The organism is Streptococcus sanguinis (assembly GCF_900635155.1).
Taxonomy (GTDB): domain Bacteria; phylum Bacillota; class Bacilli; order Lactobacillales; family Streptococcaceae; genus Streptococcus; species Streptococcus sanguinis_G.
Genome location: NZ_LR134002.1, coordinates 277,145 through 296,067, shown reverse-complemented (window position 1 = coordinate 296,067; position 18,923 = coordinate 277,145). Strand labels below are relative to the sequence as shown.

The following is an 18,923-nucleotide window of genomic DNA, read 5'->3' as shown; positions in this document are numbered from 1 at the left end:
AATTATTTTAAAAAAACTCATCAAACAGACTCAACTGGTTATCCTCGGGCATATTTCCTAGAATACCCATGTCGTCCATTTTTTCGACTAGGGTGCTAGATAGGCCGCCACGTTTGCGGAGCTCTGTCTTAGAGAGGAATTCGCCTTCTTCCCGCGCTCTGACCACTTGGCGGGCAACGTTGTCACCCAGACCGTCCATAGCAGAGAATGGTGGGATAAGGGTGTCCCCTTCGATGAGAAACTCAGTCGCGTGGCTCTTGTAGAGATCTAGCTTCCCGAACTTGAAGCCCCGCTCCAGCATTTCATTGACGATTTCCAGAGTCGTATAAAGGTCAATTTCTACATTGGAGGCTTCGTTGTTCTTACGCTTCTCAGCGATTTCGTTCATCCGGCGTTTGACGACATCAAGTCCGCCACTCATGGTCTTGATATCAAAGGCCTTAGCCCGGATGGAGAAATAAGCACAGTAGTAATATATCGGATGATGCACCTTGAAGTAGGCCACTCGCAGGGCCATCATAACATAGGCTGCCGCATGGGCCTTGGGGAACATGTACTTGATTTTTCCACAGGACTCGATGTACCATTCTGGCACATTGTTTTCCTTCATGGCTGCGATGTAGCCATTGCGCTCTTCTTCAGAAATTTTCAGCCAAAGGCCCTTCCGCACGCGCTCCATAATCGTAAAGGCCATCTTAGGATCCAAGCCCTTGTGCATGAGGTAAACCATGATGTCGTCCCGACAACCGATAACGGTGGACAGGTCGGCAATCCCTTGCTTGATCAAGTCCTGAGCATTGCCTAGCCAAACGTCCGTACCATGAGAGAGACCAGATAGCTGTAAGAGCTCGGCAAATGTCGTCGGATGGGTCTCATCAACCATACCTCGTACAAAATTGGTCCCAAACTCCGGAATCCCCAGCATACCAGTCGGCGTGCCGATTTGCTCCTGAGTCACACCCAGAATGTCTGTCCCAGAAAAGAGGGCCATGACGCCAGCATCATCCATAGGAATATCATTTGGATCAATGCCAGACAAGTCTTGAAGCTTCCGAATCATGGTCGGATCATCGTGTCCCAGAACGTCTAGCTTGAGGACATTTTCATCGATATCGTGGAAGTTGAAGTGGGTGGTCTGCCACTCAGCCGTCACATCATCAGCTGGATATTGGACCGGTGTAAAGTCATAAACATCCATGTAGTTAGGGATAACAACGATTCCGCCCGGGTGTTGTCCAGTCGTCCGCTTGACTCCGGCAGCTCCCTGCGCCAGACGCTCAACTTCGGCGTCCCGATAGAACTTCCCGTAGTCGCGCTCATAGCCCTTGACAAATCCATAGGCCGTCTTAGCCGCAACGGTACCAACGGTTCCAGCCCGAAAGGCATACTCCGCACCAAAGATATCCCGCACGTCCAAATGGGCGCTCGGCTGATCCTCTCCGGAGAAGTTCAAGTCAATATCGGGTACCTTGTCCCCGTCAAATCCAAGGAAGGTCTCAAATGGAATATCCTGACCGTTCTTGCTCAGCTTGTGGCCGCACTCTGGACAGTCCTTATCAGGCATATCAAAGCCAGAACCATAGGAGCCGTCTGTGATGAACTCGCTGTATTGGCATTTGCCACAGACATAGTGAGGCGACAGAGGATTAACCTCGGTAATCCCAATCATGGTCGCGACAAAGCTGGATCCAACTGACCCCCGTGAACCTACCAGATAGCCCCGCTCATTGGATCGTTGCACTAGCATCTGCGAAGCCAGATAAATCACGGCAAAGCCATTCCCCAAGATGGAGGTCAACTCTTTTTCAATCCGCAAGTCCACGATATCAGGCAGCGGATTGCCATAAATCTCAAAGGCCTTTTGATAGGTCAACTCGGCAACCGTCTCCTCAGCCTTGTCAATGAAAGGTGTATAGAGGTCGCCCTTGACCACTTCTACCGGCTCAAAGGTTTCCGCCAGCTGATTCGGATTGGTAATGACCAGTTTCTTAGCCAAGTCCTCACCCAAAAAGGCAAACTCGTCCAGCATCTCATTGGTGGTCCGGAAGTGAGCCTTAGGAAGAGGAGCCGGCTGGGCATTTTCACCGTGACCAATAGTCCGGTTAATCATGGCTCCCTGACCGAGACTCCGGACGATAATCTCACGGTAGATCTCTTCTTCCGGCTCGATATAGTGGACGTTCCCCGTCGCAAGGACAGGCTTGCCCAAGCGGTCTCCGACCTCAATCAGATTGCGAATAATAGTCTGCAGTTCTTCCTGGTCTTTGATTTGCTCCTTGGCAATCAGTGGCTCATAGATAGCCGGCGGCATGACCTCGATAAAGTCATAATACTTGGCTACTTCGACAGCCGCATCCACTCCCTGAGAGACAACAGCATCATAGACTTCGCCTTCTGAACATGCTGAACCTAGAATCAAGCCTTCACGATGGGTATCCAGCACGGTCCGTGGAATCCGCGGTACGCCTTCAAAATATTTGGTATTAGACAGACTGACTAACTTGAAAATATTTTTTAGTCCCGTCTGATTTTTCACATAAATAGTCGCATGCTTGACCCGAGCTTTCTTATAGGAATTCTCATCGACCAGATCCGTATTGAGATCCTTGAGATTGGTCACACCATGCTTTTCAGCCACATCCTTGATAAAGATAAAGAGGAGACGGCCCGTCGCTTCCGCGTCATAGTTGGCCATGTGGTGGTGCTCCAGAGCAATCTGGAAACGCTTGGTCAAAGGCCCCAGACCATGGCGCTTGTACTCTGGATAGAGGTTGCGGGCAAATTCTAATGTGTCAATGACCGGCTGAGTAATTTTCGGCAAATTATGACGCTCATAGTTGACATTCATAAAACCCACGTCAAAGGTGGCATTATGGGCAACGAGGACACTGTCCTGGCAAAATTCCTGAAATTCTTTCAGCACCTGCTCTAGCGGTTTGGCATTGCGGACATGCTCATCTGTAATCCCGGTCAGATCCGTCGTAAAGGCCGACAGAGGATGACCCGGATTGATAAACTCATCAAACTCAGCGATGATATTGCCCTTGTGCATCTTACTGGCTGCGACCTGAATCAAGTCATTGTAAACAGCTGAAAGTCCCGTCGTCTCCACGTCAAAGACTACATAGGTCGCATCGCCCAGCGCCATGTCCACTTCATTATAAACAATAGGCACTCGATCTTCTACAATATTGGCCTCCATACCGTAAATCAGCTGGATACCAGCTTTCTTGGCAGCCTTGTAGCCATGGGGAAAGCTCTGCACATTGCCATGGTCAGTAATGGCGACAGCCTTGTGGCCCCACTTGGCTGCCGTTGCAACGATTTCCTCTACCTCAGGCAGGGCGTCCATCGTAGACATATTGGTATGGGCATGAAATTCAACCCGCTTCTGGCCCTCAGGCATCAAGTCCTTGCGCTCATAGTGGGTGACGGCCTGCACATCCTGCACATTCATGGTCAGGTCGCGGGTGAAATTGTTCATCTCCACATTTCCCCGCACGCGCAGCCAGGCGCCTTTCTTAATCATGTCAAACTTCTTGGCTTCTTCTTCGTTTTTCATCCATTTCTGCAAGGAGAAGCTGGAAGTGTAGTCTGTCATTTTGAAATTGAGCAAGACCCGGCCAGTCCGAGTAACTTTCTGTTCCAGATCAAAGACCATTCCCTCAAAGACCAGACGGTTTTCCTCAGTCTGAACTTCAATCATCGGGGTAATCTCTGCCTTGTCCAGCTTTGGTTTAGCCGCAGCCTTGCGAGCTTGGAAGTCATAGGCTGGCTTTTCCTCTGGCGGCGGTGCCATCTGCTGCAGGGATTCCATGGCTTTGAGCGCTTCTTCATTAGCCGCCTGAACAATCTTGTCATTCTCCGCCTGGAAATTCTCTGCTTGCTGCTGGGTCAGCTCATCGCTGTGCTGAACCAGACAGGTCAGTTGAGGAAAACCGTACTTGACCAGCTGCTGGCTGAGATTGGGCAGGTGATTCTTGCGAAAATGCTCCGTATCAATGGTCGAAGCCCCCTCAATCAGCAGCTTGTCTCCATCCAAATGAACCCGCAAATCCTGATACAGGCTCTTGAAGCCATGACTGGCACAAGGCCCCTCCTCAAAGGCCAGCTGGTAATAAGCCTGCAAGAGTTCATCCGATACCTGAGGGGCCTCACAGTGAATTTCAAAAACAGCTTGATTGCCCGTCTTAGAAAACTCTTGAGCTAGGCGCTTCTGCAATTCCCGAAAAATCTCAATGGGCAGAATATTCTTAAAAGAAAAATGAAACTCCCAGACCCGACTGACCTTGTGGACCAGAACCTTCTCAATTTCTGCATTCAAAAAGGCCTCTGAATTTCTCATTTCCAGTGGCATATCCAGCTGATGCATTAAAATTTCAAACTTGTTTGACATGATATTTCCTCGTACAGTAGTGACCCTATTTTACCATAAATCAGCACTTTTTTCGACAGAAAAAGAATAGGACAAAACGCGAGTCTCAACACGATTATCAAATCGTTTTTCATGGTGCTAAGTTATGATATAATAGAAAAAACATTTATCAAAAGGAGTCTTAATTGTGAAGAAAATTCTCTTAGCCTGTGCTTGTCTGCTGACCCTGACTGCCTGCAGTATGCCTAATCAGAATAAGCAAGAAAACAAACCCAAACAAAATCAGAGTCAAAACAAAGCTAAAGAAGAAAAGACTGAAAGAAAGACTTTTTCTTACAATATTCCTAACGGTTACAGTAATAAAATTGTTGTTTATTATCAGAAAAATAAGATTCTAGCCTTCGATTTTATGGCTGGTAAACCAACACAAGAGGACGAGCAAAACAAGAGTACTGAAGAAATCAACAACATTTATCAAGAAGAATTGAAAACTGGTGATTTTTATGATAAATTTAGCAAGTTAGACGGAGTCACAGTTGAAGTCAAAGTTTCAGCAGACAGGAAAACTGTTGAACAAATTGCCCACTTTGACCTCAGCAAAGCAAATGAAAAACAAGTGATGGCTGCTTTAGGAGAAACATCTGAAGACAATCTGTTCAAAAAGCTTAAGGAAAAGCCCGAAGATTTCTTCTCTTATCTGCTATCTCAAGGATTCACAGAAGAATAAAAAAGCTTTCTGAGTGATTTAACTTTCCAGTTAATACTCAGAAGGCTTTTTCTGTCTATCTTAACACTGCTTCCGCTAAGGCTTTTTGAATGGCGATGACGCTGCGATCGCTGGTAAATTGCAGGACTTCTGCCGGCTCTTGAGCGCTGGAAACCCAGATTTTCAGCTCGGCATCTAAGTCGAAATGCCCGGCTGTTTCTACTGAGAAGCGACTGATCGAGCGATAAGGAAAAGACTTATAAGAAGTCTTTTTGCCAGTCATTCCCTGCTTGTCGACCAAGATTAAGCGCTTATCTGTGAAGACAATCAAGTCACGAATGAGGCTAAAAGCTAGTTCCACATTCTCTGTTGATGTCAGAATATCCTCCAATTGTCTTTCCGTTTTTTCAATATCTTTCTGAGAGGCATTGCCTAATAAACCGCTGAATAATCCCATCATTCGGTCCTCCAATCTATTTTTTCCTACTATAGCATTTTCAAGACCAATAAGCAAAAGAAAACTGCCAGACAAAACTGGCAGTTTGTTTTATTTTGTCAAAATTGACAAGGTTTCTAGCAGATTATCGGCGTGGACTTCAATGGTATCGCCAGTAGCCTTAATCTTGACTTCGACAATGCCTTCTGCAGCTTTCTTACCAACTGTCACACGGATTGGGAGACCAATCAAATCGCTGTCACTGAACTTGACACCAGCGCGCTCATTGCGATCATCCACCAAGACCTCATAACCAGCACTTAGCAAATTAGCCTCGATTTGGTCAGTTAGCGCCAAGGCTTCCTCATCCTTGACATTGACCGGAATCAAGTGCACATCAAATGGTGCTAGCTCTTTAGGGAAGTTGATGCCCCAAGCATAGCGGAATTCACCCTTAGGAGTTTTATTGACAAAGAGACGGGCATGCTGCTCCATAACAGCAGACAGGAGACGGCTGACGCCTATACCGTAACAACCCATAATCATCGGTACTGCTCGGCCATTTTCGTCCAAGACATTGGCGTTCATGCTGTCAGAGTAACGAGTTCCCAACTTGAAGATGTGTCCAATCTCAATCCCACGAGCAAACTTGAGGACACCTTGGCCGTCCGGTGAAATTTCACCTTCACGAACCTCACGGATATCTACATATTCAGCGGTAAAATCACGGCCTGGATTGACACCAGTCAAGTGATAACCATCTTCGTTAGCACCCACTACAGCGTTAGCCAGGTCTTGCACCTTGCGGTCAGCGATGATTCTCACGCCTTCTGGCAGATTGACTGGCCCTAGTGAGCCAAATCCTGCTCCTAGGAGCTGACGGACTTCATCTTCACTAGCTACGTCAAAGAAATCCGCTGCCAAATGATTTTTCAGCTTGACTTCATTAAGCTGGTCATTGCCGACCAGAAGTGCTACGACAGGAGACTCGTCAGCCATGTAAACCAAGGTCTTAATTGTCTGGCTTTCATCCAGTCCAAGGAAGGCAGCAACTTCGTCAATTGTCTTGCAGTCAGGCGTTGAAACGCGGGCAACTTCTTCCTCAGTCACGACACGTCCTGCAGGCTTGTATTCATCCGTCGCCATTTCAAGGTTGGCAGCATAGCTGGACTCACTGGAGTAGGCAATGGTATCCTCACCAGATACCATCCAGCTGGTCAATTCTGTCCGAATAGCTTCCTGAACATCCTCAGGAATTTCATCAAAGCTGGCTACAGACTTGTCCAAGACAACCCAGCGGTTCAAATCCGTCCGGTCTGGCGTAATGGCCATGAATTCCTGACTGTCCTTGCCCCCCATAGCACCGCCATCACCGATAATGGCTTTGAAATCTAGCTCGCTGCGGGTAAAGATTTTTTCATAGGCAGACTTGTATTCATCATAAGCCGCATCCAAGCTGTCATAGTTAGCGTGGAAACTGTAGGCATCTTTCATGATAAACTCACGCGTCCGCAAGAGTCCGTTACGAGGACGCTTTTCATCGCGGTATTTAGGCTGAATCTGATAGAGATTGAGCGGCAGCTGTTTATAGGATTTAACCGAATCACGGACGATAGCTGTAAAGGTTTCCTCGTGGGTTGGCCCTAGGATAAAGTCTGATTTCTCACGATTTTTCAGTTTGTAGAGGTCTTCACCGTAGGTCTCATAACGGCCAGACTCGCGCCAGAGGTCTGCACTGAGCAGGGCTGGCGCCAGCATCTCTACTGCACCAATCTTGTCAAACTCTTCTCGCATGATTTTTTTTGCTTTTTCAATCACACGATTAGCCAGCGGCAGATAAGAATAAACTCCGGCTGAAACCTGACGGACATAGCCAGCCCGTAGCATGAGAGCGTGGCTGATAACTTGAGCATCGCTAGGCATCTCACGCAGAGTTGGAATTAACATTTTACTTTGTTTCATAAAAACAAAACTCCTTGACTTTCATTGAATAATTTCTTTTTCATAGCTCTATGAGCTTCGGGCTCTTAGAAGAATAATTTCATAATATCGTTCCAGGTAACGGCAATCATTAGGATGACCATAATAGCCACTCCAGACAGAGTGATATAGGTCTCAGTTTCTCTTTTCAGAGGTTTTCTGCGGATAGCCTCCAGAATATTGAGGACGATTTTTCCGCCGTCCAAGGCTGGAATGGGAATCAGGTTGAAAATACCGATATTGAGCGACAGCATGGCCAAAAGACTAAGGACTGCTGGCAAACCTTGCTCGGCTGCCTGGCTACTGAAATTGTAAATAGCGACCGGACCGCCCAGCTTATTGATATTGAAGTTGAAGATGATATCTTTCAGAGCTGACAAAATGCGAACCGTGGTAGACCAAGCTGCAGTAAAGCCGCCAATGACCTTGTCCCAAAAGCCTGTCTTGACTGTTGGGGATACACCCAGAAGATAGCGATTGCCGTCTTTTTTAGGCTGTACGGTAATCTCTTTCGTTTCGCTGCCGTGTTTGTAGGTAACAGACAAGGTCGGCGCTTCCTTGCTCTTGGCTGTGATTTTCGCCAGAGCGCTGGTTAGATCCGCCCAGTTGCTAATCTTATAGTCATTAATTTTAAGGATTTGGTCCTTATTTTGAACCCCAGCAGCTGCTATAGCACTACCATCCATGACTTGAAAATGATTGCTGTTCTCATCACGAACGCCGCCCTGAACAAAGGCTAGTAGCATAAATACCAGCACGCTCAGGATGAAGTTATTCATAGGCCCAGCAAAGTTGGTAATGAGACGACCCCAGATACTAGCATTCTGATACTGAACATCCAGCGGTGCAATCCGCACCTCAGTGCCGTCTTCTTCAACAATCGTTGCATCATGATCTACTGCATAAGTCTTGAGCTCGTCAAGGACTAGACCTGTGATTTCCAGCTTTTCCTCAAAGTCAAAGCCAGTCACATTCATGGGCAGAGCTGTCTGGTCAACCTTTTTGCCAGAGAGATTGATGCGAACCACCTTGCCCTCTGCATCCAAGGTCAGACTAGCCGGTGTCCCCACCTTAATGTCAGTGGAATCTTCCCCCCAGCCGGCCATGCGCACATAGCCCCCCAAGGGTAAAATCCGAATCGTATAGGCCGTCCCATCCTTGCCAATATGGGAGAAAATCTTGGGTCCCATACCGATAGCGAACTCTCTGACCAAAATGCCGGACTTCTTCGCAAAGTAGAAGTGTCCGAACTCATGGACCACCACAATGATCCCAAAAATAATAATAAAGGTTATAAACTGCATGGACTTCTATATTTTACCTTTCCTAGAAATCATATTTTTTCTTTAAATCAAAGAAGGAGCAGAAAACGGCCAAATACCGAGCTTTCCGCCCCTGCATAGCTGACACTTTTGAAAATAGGTTACAAGCTCAACTCAAAATTTTGAGCTCTAAATCCTAGTTCCTTCTCAGATTGTGCGGTCTTTGGACAAACCTACCGTCCCTTACTTTCAGCTATGCTCGACTGTCTTAGAACAAGCCGAAAAAATGCATCAGCGGAAAGACGAAGAGAAGGCTGTCAAAGCGATCCAAGACACCGCCGTGACCAGGAATGAATTTACCAGAATCCTTGACCCCGAAATGGCGCTTGATTGAGCTTTCGACCAAATCACCCAGCTGGCCTGCAATACTAAAGAGCACTGCCAGAATCAAAAAGACGAGGGCATTATAAGTAGCGTACACTTGCGGTCGAACCAACATAAAGATTCCAGTCACTAGAACAGCTGATAGAATGCCGCCTAGGCTTCCTTCAATAGTCTTATTAGGAGAAACTCTCGGCGCCAGCTTTCTTTTACCAAAACGCACTCCGGCCAGATAAGCTCCACTGTCAGTGGCCCAGACGATAAAGAGAGCTAGCAGGACCTTGTCAATATTCATCAAGCGGGCATCAATCAAGGCATTAAAGCCAAGACCGACATAAAAACTCGCTGTAATCGGATAAGCCGCATCTTCAAAAGTGTAGTTGGAACCTAGGACAGTCGAGATCAGCAGAAGGAAGACGACCAAGCCATAGGCCACGACATTGCCATCCACTGGCAGAAACTTCAGATAGTTCTCCAAGGGCAGGGTCAGGACAAAGGCTGCCAGCATGGCCAAGACACCTTCGATGGTCGCTGTTGGCAGGCCTTTCATTTGGAGAAATTCATGCACCGCCAGCATAGCCAACAGCCCTACAAAAATCTGAAAGATAACTCCTCCAGTCAATACCAGAGGAATAAAAATAGCAAGAGCGATTCCTCCAAAGATTAGACGTTTTTGTAAATTTTTACTCATACTTTTTTACTTTCTCCCTTAAACACCGCCAAAACGTCGATTCCGACGGCTGTATTCTGCAATTGCAGCCTTCAAAGCCTTCTCATCAAAGTCAGGCCAGAGAACATCCGTAAAATACAGCTCACTGTAGGCTGACTGCCAAGGCAGAAAATTGCTGAGACGCAGCTCTCCACTGGTCCGAATCACCAGATCCGGATCGCGCAGCATCTTAGGCAAATTGCTGGTATAGAGGTAGTTGCCAATGACTTCCTCAGTAATGTCGCCAGGACTGAGTTTGGCATCCAGAACATCCTGAGCAATCTCTTTAACAGCCTGATTGATCTCATATCGACCACCGTAGTTTAGGGCAAAGTTGAGAATCAAACCTGTATTGAGCTTGGTCAGACTTTCAGCCTTTTCCATAGCTTCAAATGTCGGCTTAGGAAGCTTAGCCGTATCACCAATCATCTGGATTTTTACATTGTTCTTGTGCAGCTCCGGCACATAGCGGTCGTAAAATTCAACCGGCAGATTCATGATAAAGGAAACTTCCTTTTCCGGCCGAGACCAATTTTCCGTTGAAAAGGCATAGACAGTCAAGACCTGAACACCCATTTCCTTGGCAGCAATCGTCACCTTTTGCAGGGTTTCCATGCCAGCCTTATGGCCGAACACGCGCGGCTGCATCCTTTTTTTTGCCCAACGGCCATTGCCGTCCATAATGACAGCAATGTGTTTTGGAACATTCAGCGGTGCGTTCAGCTTTTCTTTTTTCTTAAAACTAAACATACTTTTTATCCTATTTAAAGTTTTGTCAGTTCATTATATCATAAATCCTTGGAATGTGGGCAATTCATCCGCTTTTTCAAACCCGAGGATATAAAATAAGGACAGAATGTCAACCAGAGAATCCAAACTCACCCAGCCTGTCCAAACTGCGAGGCGAATAGGCTTGAAACTAGACACCTCCTAGCCACATGAGTCAAAACAAAAAAAACAGCCCGCAAGCTGTTTATTTCTTTACTCTTCAATCGCTGATTCTTCCTCGGGAACATCAACACTTCCTTCACCGCCAGCAATAGCGGGAGTGCCCTCAGTCAATGGCAGTACAGTTTTAATAGCTGTCAGTTCAAAGGTCAGGTAAACACCGTCCACATCCAGAACAACTGTTTTCTTGTCTGTGTCCACTTCATCTACTGTTCCGTATAAACCGCCAATGGTAATGACTTCATAACCCTTTTGCAGCTTGTTAAGACTTTCCATACGCTGCTGAGCCTGTTTCTTTTGAGTACGCATTTGGAAATAGGTCATCCCTACCAGTACAACCGCAAATACAATAAGCATAGTTGGATTCATATCTTTTCTCCTTCGAATGTCATATATGAACTACTATAGCAGATTTCCCTTATTTTTACAAGACGATTCTGACTTTTCAAGCAAAGTCCGTCTCAAGTCGGATGAAGCATGATTAACCTAACGACATTTTTTTAAAAGCAAAAATCAGGGTGACCGGCACCCTGATTTTATGTCTTTTTATTTAAGATTTTTAACAACTTTTGCTACGTGTTCAACTGTAAAGCCGTATTCTTCCAGCACCTTACCTGCTGGAGCAGATGCACCAAACTGGTCGATTCCGATAACTGCACCGTCCAGACCGACATACTTGTACCAAGGCTGGCTAGCTGCCATCTCAATCGCTACACGGCGACGAACTGCATTTGGCAGAATTTCTTCTTTGTAGGCTGCATCTTGAGCATCAAAAAGCTCTGTTGATGGCACGCTAACCACGCGGATTTTAGCACCTTCTGCTGCAAGTGCTTTAGCAGCTGCAACAGCCAAATTAACCTCAGAACCAGAAGCCAGCAAGATGGTATCGAAATCTGCTCCTGTTTCGTAGACCACATAAGCACCTTTAGCTACCTTGTCAAAGTTTGTTCCTTCTTCAACTGTTAGATTTTGACGGGTCAAGACCAGAGCAGTCGGAGTGGATTGGCTCTTAAGGGCCAAGTACCAAGCTGCCTGAGTTTCACGCGCATCTGCTGGGCGGAAAACAGTCAGGTTTGGAATGGCACGCAGACCAGCCAAGTGCTCAATCGGCTCATGAGTTGGGCCATCTTCACCAACTGCAATAGAATCGTGTGTGAAGACATAAGTCACTGGCAAACCTTGAAGGGCAGACAAACGGACAGCTGCCTTGACATAGTCTGAGAAGACGAAGAAGGTACCACCGTAAACGCGAAGACCACCATGAAGTGCCATACCGTTTAGAATTGTTCCCATAGCAAACTCGCGCACACCAAATTGGATATTGCGGTTGAGACGGTGGGCATCATCCTGCAAGCCGTCTTCCTTGATGTAGGTCATATTGGAGTGAGCCAAGTCAGCAGAACCGCCGAGGAAAGTCGGAAGCACCTTAGCTGCTGCATTGAGGGCATCCTGACTAGAATTACGAGTCGCTTGAGAGAAGCCATTTTCAAGTACTGGGAAATCTTCTGGTTTGATTTCTACTGGATCTTGACCAGCGATGATAGCTGTTACTTCTGCCGCCAATTCTGGATGGGCTTGCTTGTAGTCCTCTACTAGCTGTTTCCAAGCATCGTAAGCTGCTGCACCACGCTCCGCCACATTTTGACGGTAGTCAGCATAGACTTCCTCAGGAATCTCAAATGGCGCATAGTCCCAGCCCAAGGCTTTACGAGTAGCTTCTGCTTCTTCTGCTCCAAGAGGCGCACCGTGAACTGCATTAGTTCCTTGCTTGTTTGGAGAACCGTAACCGATAACGGTCTTAACTTCAATCAAAGATGGTTTGCCGGAAGCCTTAGCTTCATTGATGGCTGCATCAATCGCTGCAAGGTCTGTTCCGTCTTCCACCAAGGCAGTATGCCAACCGTAGGCTTTATAGCGGGCACGAACATCTTCTGTAAAGGAATCCTTAGTCTCTCCATCTAGGTTGATATCATTTGAATCATAGAGAACAACCAACTTGTCCAGCTTTTGCAGGCCAGCATAAGAAGCAGCTTCAGCTGAAACACCCTCCATCAAATCACCATCACCACAGATGACATAAGTGTAATGGTCGAAAATTGGGTAGCCTTCACGGTTATACTTAGCAGCCAAGAAACGCTCTGCCTGAGCAAATCCAGTAGCTGTAGAAATACCCTGTCCCAGTGGGCCAGTAGTGGCATCCACACCAGCTGTGTGCCCAAACTCTGGGTGACCTGGTGTCTTAGAGCCCCATTGGCGGAAGTTTTTGATTTCGTCCATGCTGACATCTTTAAAGCCAGACAGATGAAGCAGGGCATAAAGCAGCATAGAGCCATGTCCTGCAGATAGGACGAAGCGATCGCGGTTAATCCAGTTTGGCTCTTCTGGATTGATACGAAGTTGTTTAGTAAACAAGTCGTAAGCCATCGGCGCAGCGCCCATGACTACACCAGGGTGACCTGACTTAGACTTTTCAATCGCGTCAATCCCTAAAAAGCGAATGGCATTAACTGATAATTGTGACATTGGATTCTCCTTATTTTTACTAAAATCTGTCCTGACATCAGAACAGGATAAACAATGGTCGTAGAAACGATAAAAATTGTCTCATATCTATTATAAGAAAATTATCCCTATATCGCAAGATAGGGATAATCTCATCTTTTTATAGATTTATTATAAATCTTGAAAGCGGTAACAAAAAGACCAAGAATTACACAGGTGACTGTTCACTCTTGGACTGTCAAAAAAATCTGCCCATAAGGACAGAAAAAAAGTAAGAAAGTGAGCATCGCTGCTCCTAAATTCGACTGCGCATGTGGCTTGTCTCATGAAGTTTTTGCGGAACCTAGTTTTCGCTAACGCTCAAACTGCATCTATGCCTCTAAGCTCTTATTGACTCTATGAGCCAGCAATCGCTAAAAAATTAGCGGAACGTAGACTTCGCTTACGCTCAGTCTGCATCAATGCCTCTAAATTCGACTGCGCCCACGGCTTGTCTCATTAAGAGGCATAGAAAAACCCATCTATCCAAATGGTTAGCTGGGTTAGGGTTGAGCTACATCATAGTTTTAGACTATCCTGCGGCCTTTTGATGAATGGTGATGCCGTATTTTTCATGGTTTTCTTCATACCAATTAATTAAGGCCATCGCAGTTTGATAAGTAATGTTCTTAATCTTACTGGTCCCTTTAGTTAAGGTCAGGATACTCATCTTGCTGATGTTTGCATCCGTCGCAATTCGATAACTAGTTAAGGTTCCATTAACTAACAACTGAACAACAGCCTCGACTTTCCTATAGTCAGGCATGGTTGTAATATCCAACTTTTTCATAATTAAATCCTCTCCTAAAATTTAATTTACTAATCCATTATACACTTTTTTCTGACATTTACATATATAAAAACTTGAAAATGTACAAAAAAATTAGAACATAACTCATTAAAATGTCAACTTTTCCCACTTTTATAGACTTATGAGAGCCTTTTGCCTCTATTAAGATAGAAAAAAAGAATTAATATTATCTTCTTTTCTTACTTTGTTAGCTCGCCTTTCCATACTCCTGTTTTTTCCTCCATTTTCGTATAGCTAGACCAACTGTTAAATAAAGAATAGTCGGAATCATCCCCACTGAAAGCGAGAAGATGAAAGCCTGATTTTTTTCTACTGAGACAAATCCTAGTAATAGTAAAGGATTTATAACCGCATCCTCCATAGTGTGCATAATAACTAGAGGCCAAACAGACTTGGTAATTCTAAAAATCTCTGTATACATGACCGTCCAACATGCAACAGTTATCATCCCGATAAGGAAGAATGTAAACCTTCCAACCGGCAAGGTATTTTGGATTTCTCTCTCAGATAGAAACTTCATAATGTAAGGCAGATGCCAAATCCACCAGATAAAGCCAACAAGTAGATATAGTTTTAAGTCGGATAATTTTAATTTGATTAATTGATTGGTAAGATATGCCCTCCAAACAGATTCTTCAAAAATATTTTTTATGAATTGAGTTCCTATCTGTGTTAACAAGATTCCAAGATAGGCCGTGAACTCAACCTTCACATCTGTCACTCTGATGCCTTGTGTCATCAATCCCAAGAATATCACTATCATCGTAACAAGAGGGTAGACTAAAAAACTAACAAGGTATAATTTTTTGTTATTATTAAAATTAATGGAAAAACCTGCCTCTTTCCAGCCGTCTCCGCCAAAGCTTCGAAGAAAGATGGTACAGATTAAGGGAGTTACCAGCCAAATCAGCATCCCTAAAGAGCCGCTTCCTATCTCTGTTCCGATATTTTCGTAATGAGCTTGGCCGGTTACTTTATCAACAACATAACCAATCCAACCACATAGGGTGCTGAAGAATGCAAAGATAATGATATTGCGCTTAATTGTAGTTATGGACTGTTTCATAGCAGTCTCCTTTTGTCAAAAAATTATTCATCACTCTTGTTTTAAATCCTTCTGTCTCTTGACACCGGCCTCAATAGCCCGAAAAATGGTAGGGTAGGGACGTTTTTTTGTCTGGTTGAAGGTACCTGTGACAAAGACATCCTTTTCTGGACAATAAAAGGCGAAACTTCCTGTTATCCCACTATGGCCGCGAATTTCATGCGCGCCACCGAAAAAAAGAGACATGAAGGAGCTGATTGTCAGCTGCATCATACCGCTGCCATACTTGAGAGGGCGGAATTGAATAGGGCGAAAAGCCGGCTGCTGAATATGGGACTTTGCAAACAATCTGCCAGTAAAGAAAGCACGGATAAAGGTCATTAACTCCCTGTTAGTCGCCACAATACCGCCTTGGTAGACTTGACTGGAAAGATAGGCTTGAAAAGCTATAGACTGCTGGCCATTGTATAGGGGAGCAAGTTTCTCATGGCCTGTCGCCCAATGGGTCTGACTAAGCTGAAGCGGCTGGCAAATGATGTGTTCTAAGAGTTGCTCAGCAGTCTGCCCGGTCACTGTTTCAGCCATTTTTCCTAAGAGCATAGCATTGATATCAGCGTAGTAGGCTTTATCTCCATCCAGACATGATCTAGCTGGCAATTCTGCCAAGATTCCCAGCGCTTCCTCAAAAGCTACCCGCCGATCGGCTTTGTACAAGTCTTCTATCAAAATCTTTCCACTAGTTTGACGGTCCATTTCATAATTCGGAAAGCCAGATATTTGATCCAGCAGATGCCGTACAGTGACCTGCTCAGCTTGAGGCAAATGCTTGGTCACTTCTGGCGGTAAAATATCCGTCAAGCTTGTATCATAGGTCAGCTTTCCTTGGTCAATCAGCTGAAAAACAATCGCATCAGTATATAACTTGGAAATACTGGCAATGGCAAAAGGCGTGTCACTCGTCATCTGTCCCTTGTTTTCTTCCAAATAGAGTTGTTCCCCCTGATAGGCTAATATACTGGCTTCATAAAGTTGCCTGCTTTTTAGAAAAGTTGTCATTGCTGCCTTCCTCCAAATTGTCTAAATTTTTCCTTGAAAATCCTACAGCATGCGAGCCTAATCTCTTATTTAAGAAAAGCTAGGTTGATTCGAGTCATTGACTGCTTCGGCAATATCAAAACTTTGTTTCATTTTACCGATACTTCTTAATCAATTCTGGCTTTTCATCAGCATCAGATTCCAATTTTTATATACCTAATAGCAACATTTCTTTTAGGTGTTGTCAAGAAGGATTAAGTTGAGATTTTGGGATAAATGCTAATTAATTTCCAGAAAGGGGATTTATTTGGAATTCCTACTCAACAAAAAAAGACCTACCTTCATCTAAGAAGGAGGTCTTTAAAAACTTAATTAACTTAGTAAGATTTATTCTGCCTGCTTGTCTTCTTCAGATGCGGCAGCGCCTTTTTCCCGGATAACCAAGACACCATCTTCCAAATCGGCCGTCAAGTGCTTAGCATCTAGATTATCCAAGTGGAAGTCAGTCACCTTGTCACGAATTTGCTGCTCGATGACACGACGGAGCGGACGAACACCCATGACTTGGTCATAACCAGCATCGCGCAGGAATTCCTTAGCTGCATCAGATACAGCCAGATCAATTTCTTTCTTGCTCAAGGTTTGATTTACTTCGATCAGCATGAGATTCACAATCTCCATCAAATCTTCTTTCTTGAGATGAGAGAACTCAATAACCGCGTTAAAACGATTGAGAAACTCTGGACGGAAATAAGCTTTGAGTCGATCCATCAGATCAGGCTTTTCTGCATCCTCTTCCAAGCCTGCTTCATAGCCAAAGCCAGCATTGGAAGTCGCAATGATAACCGTGTTCTTGAAGTTGACTGTATTCCCTTGACCGTCCGTCAAACGACCGTCATCCAGAACTTGAAGGAGAAGGGTAATCACCTGTGGATCCGCCTTTTCAATCTCATCCAAGAGGATGATAGAGTAAGGATTGCGGCGCACACGCTCGGTCAAGGTATTGCTGTTATCATCATAGCCGACATAGCCCGCAGTGGTACCAATCAACTTGGAAACGGCAGTCCGGTCGGAGTATTCTGACATATCCAGACGGATGATGGCTTCCTTGGTACCGAACATATCCAAAGCTAATTGCTTAGCCAGCTCAGTCTTGCCGACACCTGTCGGACCAACAAAGAGGAAGCTTCCGATTGGACGGTTGCCTTCATCAAAGCCTGCACGGTTACGGCGGATAGCCCTAGCCACAGCTTCTACAGCCTTGTCTTGACCAATAACCTTGGCTTTGAGACGGTCATTCATGCCCTTGAGGCGCTCAATGTCGCTGGCACCCATCTGTGAGACAGGCACTCCTGTCATCCGCTCAACAGACTCTGCTACATCGTTGACCGTAGCAGTCACCTTCATATCCTCGGTGTGGTTTTGAATTTTCTTTTCCAGCTCTTCAATGCGGGTCTTGGCATTCAGAGCTGCTTCATAATCTTCTTTTTCAACAGCTGCTTCCTGCTTGTCTTTTTGCTCAGCAATCTCATGTTCAACCGCATGAACATCGGTTACTGGATGTTGGGCTGCCAAATGAGCAGCAGTCACATCGACTAGGTCAATGGCCTTGTCTGGCAAGCTCCGCTGTGGAATATACTGAACAGAGTAGTCCACAGCCGCTTTCAGCACTTCATCCGGCAGGATGACATTGTGGTGCTTTTCATACAGGTCCCGAATGCCTCGAAGAATCTGATAAGTATCCTCAGCAGACGGTGCATTGACCTTGACTTCATTGAACCGGCGAGCCAGAGCTGCATTTTTGAGAATGGTGTTACGGTACTCGTCCTGAGTAGTTGCCCCGATAACGGTCAACTCTCCACGAGAAAGTGCTGGTTTGAGAATATCCGCTAGTCCCTTAGAACCGCTGTCTCCACCGATAGATCCTGCTCCTAGGATTTGATGGATTTCATCAAAGAAGAGGATAATGTTGCCGGCTTCCTTAACTTCATTGACTAAGTTTTGAATATTTTCTTCAAAGCTACCGCGATATTGAGTACCAGCTTCCAGACCAGAAATATCAACAGAGATAATTTCCTTGTTCTTGATGGCCGCTGGCACGTCACCATTGACGATAGCCTGAGCCAATCCTTCTACGACAGCTGTCTTACCAACTCCGGCATCTCCAACCAATACAGGATTATTCTTAGTCCGGCGGGAAAGGATTTCGGCAGTTTCTTGGATTTCCTTATTGCGCCCAATGACTGGATCTAACTTACCATCACGCGCTTCCTGAGTCAGATTACGACCCAGCTTGGCCAAGATGCCATCCTGCTTAGGTCCATGACCAGCAGTTTGGCTAGTCTGCTCACCCGCTCCTTGACCAGGGAGCTTGCCAGTAGCCCGGTACTGAGCAAACTCTTCCGGTGTGACCTCTCTACCATTAATCAAGTAGCGCCGGTGTTCGCTGTTGTAGCCGCCCATGCGCCCCATGAGTTGGTTGAAAAGGTCGTCCATATTGTTAAAATTGTTGTAGTTGTTGTTCATAGCATTGCCTCACTTTTCTTCATTTTTCGCTTTACATAATTTTTATTTTTACCAAAATTTCAGATAAGAAATCTCTTCCTTATCCACTATAAATATTCATTTGGGAGATCTTCTCCAATCTATTATTTTACATAACTTATTCGATTCCCAAAAATCAAGACTGAGTCA

At 45.4% G+C, this 18,923-nt stretch carries 13 protein-coding genes; 1 reads left to right on the top strand and 12 read right to left on the bottom strand.

From position 1 onward, the window contains the following. Positions 1-7: 7 nt before the first annotated feature. Complete coding sequence (locus ELZ47_RS01515; protein ID WP_126435046.1) at positions 8-4,396, bottom strand: PolC-type DNA polymerase III; 4,389 nt, start codon at positions 4,394-4,396, stop codon at positions 8-10. Positions 4,397-4,562: 166 nt separating this feature from the next. Here ELZ47_RS01515 and ELZ47_RS01510 point away from each other — a divergent pair, with 166 nt between their 5' ends. Further along, complete coding sequence (locus ELZ47_RS01510) at positions 4,563-5,102, top strand: DUF1307 domain-containing protein (protein ID WP_126435045.1); 540 nt, start codon at positions 4,563-4,565, stop codon at positions 5,100-5,102. Positions 5,103-5,157: 55 nt separating this feature from the next. On the opposite strand, the gene ELZ47_RS01505 is transcribed toward ELZ47_RS01510, so the two are convergent. The 11 genes from ELZ47_RS01505 to ELZ47_RS01450 form a co-directional block, all read right to left on the bottom strand. Beyond that, positions 5,158-5,538, bottom strand: coding sequence for a PH domain-containing protein (locus ELZ47_RS01505; protein WP_023916976.1), 381 nt, complete (start codon positions 5,536-5,538; stop codon positions 5,158-5,160). Positions 5,539-5,628: 90 nt separating this feature from the next. Continuing rightward, the gene (locus ELZ47_RS01500) at positions 5,629-7,479 is read right to left on the bottom strand and encodes a proline--tRNA ligase (protein WP_126435044.1); all 1,851 of its coding nucleotides are present in this window, start codon (positions 7,477-7,479) and stop codon (positions 5,629-5,631) included. Positions 7,480-7,544: 65 nt separating this feature from the next. Continuing rightward, positions 7,545-8,801 (bottom strand): RIP metalloprotease RseP, encoded by a 1,257-nt coding sequence (gene rseP / locus ELZ47_RS01495; protein WP_126435043.1) that lies wholly within the window; start codon positions 8,799-8,801, stop codon positions 7,545-7,547. A gap of 226 nt (positions 8,802-9,027) precedes the next feature. Further along, entirely contained in the window at positions 9,028-9,831 is an 804-nt protein-coding gene (locus tag ELZ47_RS01485) for a phosphatidate cytidylyltransferase (RefSeq protein WP_126435042.1), read from the bottom strand. An 18-nt stretch (positions 9,832-9,849) separates the two neighbouring features. Further along, positions 9,850-10,599, bottom strand: coding sequence for an isoprenyl transferase (locus ELZ47_RS01480; protein ID WP_126435041.1), 750 nt, complete (start codon positions 10,597-10,599; stop codon positions 9,850-9,852). 231 nt (positions 10,600-10,830) lie between these two features. Then, complete coding sequence (yajC, locus tag ELZ47_RS01475) at positions 10,831-11,166, bottom strand: preprotein translocase subunit YajC (RefSeq protein ID WP_126435040.1); 336 nt, start codon at positions 11,164-11,166, stop codon at positions 10,831-10,833. 177 nt (positions 11,167-11,343) lie between these two features. Beyond that, a complete protein-coding gene (gene tkt / locus ELZ47_RS01470; protein WP_126435039.1) occupies positions 11,344-13,320 on the bottom strand; it encodes a transketolase in 1,977 nt (658 codons plus the stop codon). A gap of 550 nt (positions 13,321-13,870) precedes the next feature. After that, positions 13,871-14,128, bottom strand: coding sequence for a hypothetical protein (locus ELZ47_RS01465; RefSeq protein WP_002893837.1), 258 nt, complete (start codon positions 14,126-14,128; stop codon positions 13,871-13,873). Positions 14,129-14,336: 208 nt separating this feature from the next. Continuing rightward, positions 14,337-15,215, bottom strand: a complete 879-nt coding sequence (locus ELZ47_RS01460; RefSeq protein WP_126435038.1) for a CPBP family intramembrane glutamic endopeptidase — start codon at positions 15,213-15,215, stop codon at positions 14,337-14,339. 30 nt (positions 15,216-15,245) lie between these two features. Beyond that, a complete protein-coding gene (locus tag ELZ47_RS01455; RefSeq protein ID WP_125331584.1) occupies positions 15,246-16,250 on the bottom strand; it encodes a serine hydrolase domain-containing protein in 1,005 nt (334 codons plus the stop codon). 366 nt (positions 16,251-16,616) lie between these two features. Beyond that, positions 16,617-18,755 (bottom strand): ATP-dependent Clp protease ATP-binding subunit, encoded by a 2,139-nt coding sequence (locus ELZ47_RS01450; protein ID WP_125331582.1) that lies wholly within the window; start codon positions 18,753-18,755, stop codon positions 16,617-16,619. Between the last annotated feature and the right edge of the window lie 168 nt (positions 18,756-18,923).

Excerpts from the sequence above, each read along its gene's own strand:
- ELZ47_RS01500 (WP_126435044.1), bottom strand. The coding sequence starts at position 7,479 with ATGAAACAAAGTAAAATGTTAATTCCAACTCTGCGTGAGATGCCTAGC.
- yajC (WP_126435040.1), bottom strand. The coding sequence starts at position 11,166 with ATGAATCCAACTATGCTTATTGTATTTGCGGTTGTACTGGTAGGGATG.
- ELZ47_RS01460 (WP_126435038.1), bottom strand. The coding sequence starts at position 15,215 with ATGAAACAGTCCATAACTACAATTAAGCGCAATATCATTATCTTTGCA.
- ELZ47_RS01465 (WP_002893837.1), bottom strand. The coding sequence starts at position 14,128 with ATGAAAAAGTTGGATATTACAACCATGCCTGACTATAGGAAAGTCGAG.
- ELZ47_RS01515 (WP_126435046.1), bottom strand. The coding sequence starts at position 4,396 with ATGTCAAACAAGTTTGAAATTTTAATGCATCAGCTGGATATGCCACTG.
- ELZ47_RS01480 (WP_126435041.1), bottom strand. The coding sequence starts at position 10,599 with ATGTTTAGTTTTAAGAAAAAAGAAAAGCTGAACGCACCGCTGAATGTT.
- rseP (WP_126435043.1), bottom strand. The coding sequence starts at position 8,801 with ATGCAGTTTATAACCTTTATTATTATTTTTGGGATCATTGTGGTGGTC.
- ELZ47_RS01450 (WP_125331582.1), bottom strand. The coding sequence starts at position 18,755 with ATGAACAACAACTACAACAATTTTAACAATATGGACGACCTTTTCAAC.
- ELZ47_RS01485 (WP_126435042.1), bottom strand. The coding sequence starts at position 9,831 with ATGAGTAAAAATTTACAAAAACGTCTAATCTTTGGAGGAATCGCTCTT.
- ELZ47_RS01505 (WP_023916976.1), bottom strand. The coding sequence starts at position 5,538 with ATGGGATTATTCAGCGGTTTATTAGGCAATGCCTCTCAGAAAGATATT.
- tkt (WP_126435039.1), bottom strand. The coding sequence starts at position 13,320 with ATGTCACAATTATCAGTTAATGCCATTCGCTTTTTAGGGATTGACGCG.
- ELZ47_RS01455 (WP_125331584.1), bottom strand. The coding sequence starts at position 16,250 with ATGACAACTTTTCTAAAAAGCAGGCAACTTTATGAAGCCAGTATATTA.